The 2,690-nt window shown below is 38.7% G+C and carries 4 protein-coding genes; all 4 read left to right on the forward strand.

Annotated features, from left to right (window positions below):
• The coding region (locus tag J3491_RS11850; protein WP_207970351.1) for a DUF2345 domain-containing protein at positions 1-1,335 on the forward strand (1,335 nt) is incomplete at its 5' end.
• A gap of 2 nt (positions 1,336-1,337) precedes the next feature.
• Positions 1,338-1,769: a hypothetical protein gene (locus J3491_RS11855; protein ID WP_207970352.1), complete on the forward strand. Its 432-nt coding sequence runs from the start codon at positions 1,338-1,340 to the stop codon at positions 1,767-1,769.
• A complete protein-coding gene (locus J3491_RS11860) occupies positions 1,766-2,290 on the forward strand; it encodes a hypothetical protein (protein ID WP_075100795.1) in 525 nt (174 codons plus the stop codon). The genes J3491_RS11855 and J3491_RS11860 overlap by 4 nt, the downstream gene beginning before the upstream one ends.
• 150 nt (positions 2,291-2,440) lie before the next feature.
• Positions 2,441-2,614, forward strand: a complete 174-nt coding sequence (locus J3491_RS11865; RefSeq protein WP_172953089.1) for a hypothetical protein — start codon at positions 2,441-2,443, stop codon at positions 2,612-2,614.
• Positions 2,615-2,690: the final 76 nt, after the last annotated feature.

Raw genomic sequence — 2,690 nt, forward strand, 5'->3', positions numbered from 1 at the left:
AGTCGCCCTAGCCTGTTTGCCACTGACAATGAGCAAGCGGTCGAGAGCGGCTATCGCAACACTGAAAACGGCCTATCTGAATGGGTGACTGACCACCGTACAGAGCAAGCTTACTCTCAGCTACAAGTAGACAGTGCTGGGATATCCGCCAGTCTAAAAATGGGCGTGATCAATCCATCAGACACCGCCAAACGTCAAGGGATCAATGCGGCCACCAACGCGCAGATCAGTATCAAATCAGGGGAAGCACTTGTTCTATCCACTCAGCCGCAGACCCACGCGCAAACAGGACAGCATAACTACCAGCACCACACCCCGACTCTGGCCCAAACTGCATTAGGTGGTCAGCATTTAACTGAGCGTTTGACGCAACTGGCAACGGGACTTGGTCGTAATGTGAACGACCATAAAGCGATTAAAGCCCAGCTTGAGACTATTGCAGAGGAACAGCAAACCAAAACCCATCAATCCACGCCATTCACGCTGATTGATAGTGCGGCTGATAGCAGCTATGTCAGTGAAGACACGCTCATTCAACGTTCAATGGGTGAAATGATTACTACGACTCAAGCGAACATGATGATCAGTAGTGGCGATAGCCATAATCAAATCAGCAGCGAATCACTCAATATAGTCGCCGATGGTCAATTTAGCATGACCAATGCCAAAGAAAATATCACCCTATCCGCCCATACAGGGAAACTGGAAGCAACCGCCAAGCAAGATGTGAACATCGCCTCCTCAACTAAAGAGGTAGAAGTCGTGGCAACCAATAAAGTGACGATAACGGCAGGCGGTGCGAGTATTACTCTTGATGGTAGCAATATCACTATCGCCGCCAAAGAGGTGACGGAGAAAGGGGGTAAGCATAGTAAGGCGGGAGGTGGAATGGATGGGCTGGGGCTTGGGGTATTGCCGAGTTTGATAGCGGGAGCAATGTACAAGGCACAATTTAGATTTGCTGACGATAATGATATTGCTTATGCCAATACACCGTATATTGCTATTAATGAAAATACAAAAGAGACTTTTGAAGGCATAACTGATACTGAGGGAAATACGGAAACTTTCTTTAGCTCTAACTCCAATAAGATTAAAGTGCATCTAAGAAATGAAGACCCTTGGGGATCTATTGAACTTTATAAAGTTAAATTTAAATTTACTGATGATGATGGTAACCCTTATAGCCATGTTCATTATCGTGCAATATCTGAGGTAAAAGAGTTAATTTATTTTGGAATCACTAATGCTGAGGGTGAAACTGAAAACCTTGTATCATCACTTGAGGAAAACTTTAATGTTCACCTTTACCTATCAACGAATGGAGATTATTAGTTATGCAAAAACCGCCTCAATATTCTACAGATAAAACTACCTTAGATGGTGAAACTAAACAGGTGAAGATTACAAAGGGGAACAAAAATTTAAAAGCTTGTCCTGTATTTGATAATTTGGTGCTCAGTGCAAAGGGATCTGAATATTTAGATGACATTAACTCTCGTCTTAAACTTGGTAGCTGGCTAACAAGATTTTTAGGTATAGGAGGAGTAGCTACTGTCTTTATAGGCGGAACAACTTTAAATGCAGAAGTTGCAGTAAAATCAACAGACTGGATAATGCTTGCAGAAGGTATGAGAGACGTGAGTAAGATAACTCGACGAAAAGTTGAAGACATAGCAGGTATGGCTGTCATTGACCTTCAAAATGATGGAGCAAGTAACGATGAAATTAAATTCTTTAGATCTATTTACGATGGATGTATACCATGAAAAAAACTATATTCTTTTCATTAATATTAATCATATTTTCAGTATCGGCTTGTGCTAAAACAGAGACACAATTAGAGGATAAAATTACTCTAGAATCAGCAATAGAACAGTACGAGAACACTATAGATCTATGCACTGCTGAAGAAAAAAACAGAGCTTTACCTAATGAAAGTACTTTAAAGAAGATAAGTGAAATTGACATAAAAAAAGTTAAAGATTACATATTATATCGTTCAGATATCAACTATAAGATATGTATGCTTAAAAATGGTGCAGCTCCACTTGAATATTTTGTAGCTTTATCAACAGATAAGGCAAAAAGCTCCGCAGTACGAAAAAGAGCACGTTTAATTTCTGAAGAAATAGTCAGCAGTCATATAATAGATAAAGTAAATAATATTTCAAATTTAACATCAGAAGAAATGTTACAACTAAAGTCAATCGGTTATTTAAATACAAGCTTTGATGCGGTTAAAACATATGATGCTTTAAAATCTTATAACAGCCAAAAAATCGATTGACTTAATGATAGAAATTAGAATAGTAAGAAGCAGTGCACTTTGATGTTTGATCTGAATGAGTAGATAGATATATTGAAGCGATTAAGGTTCATTACTTCTTTTTTTATCATATTAATAGCTACTTCTTGCCAAACTAAAACAAAGGTTGTTATGCCTGATAAACCTTTAGAAATTGCTTTGAATATGACGGCCGAAGAGTTATATAACGCTAATCCTGAATACAAAGCGTTTCAAGAAGGTGATGTTCAACCTATGGGAGTTACCTTTCAAGGATATGACTTTCCAAGATATAAAAAGCCTACCGTTATAGTCAGTCTAGAATAAAAGAGATACAACCCATATCATGAAACAGCTTAGGTAGATTATTCTCCATCCAGCCTTGACGTAGAAATTTTGCCTG

This window comes from Psychrobacter halodurans, from assembly GCF_017498075.1.
GTDB classification, from domain to species: Bacteria; Pseudomonadota; Gammaproteobacteria; order Pseudomonadales; family Moraxellaceae; genus Psychrobacter; species Psychrobacter celer.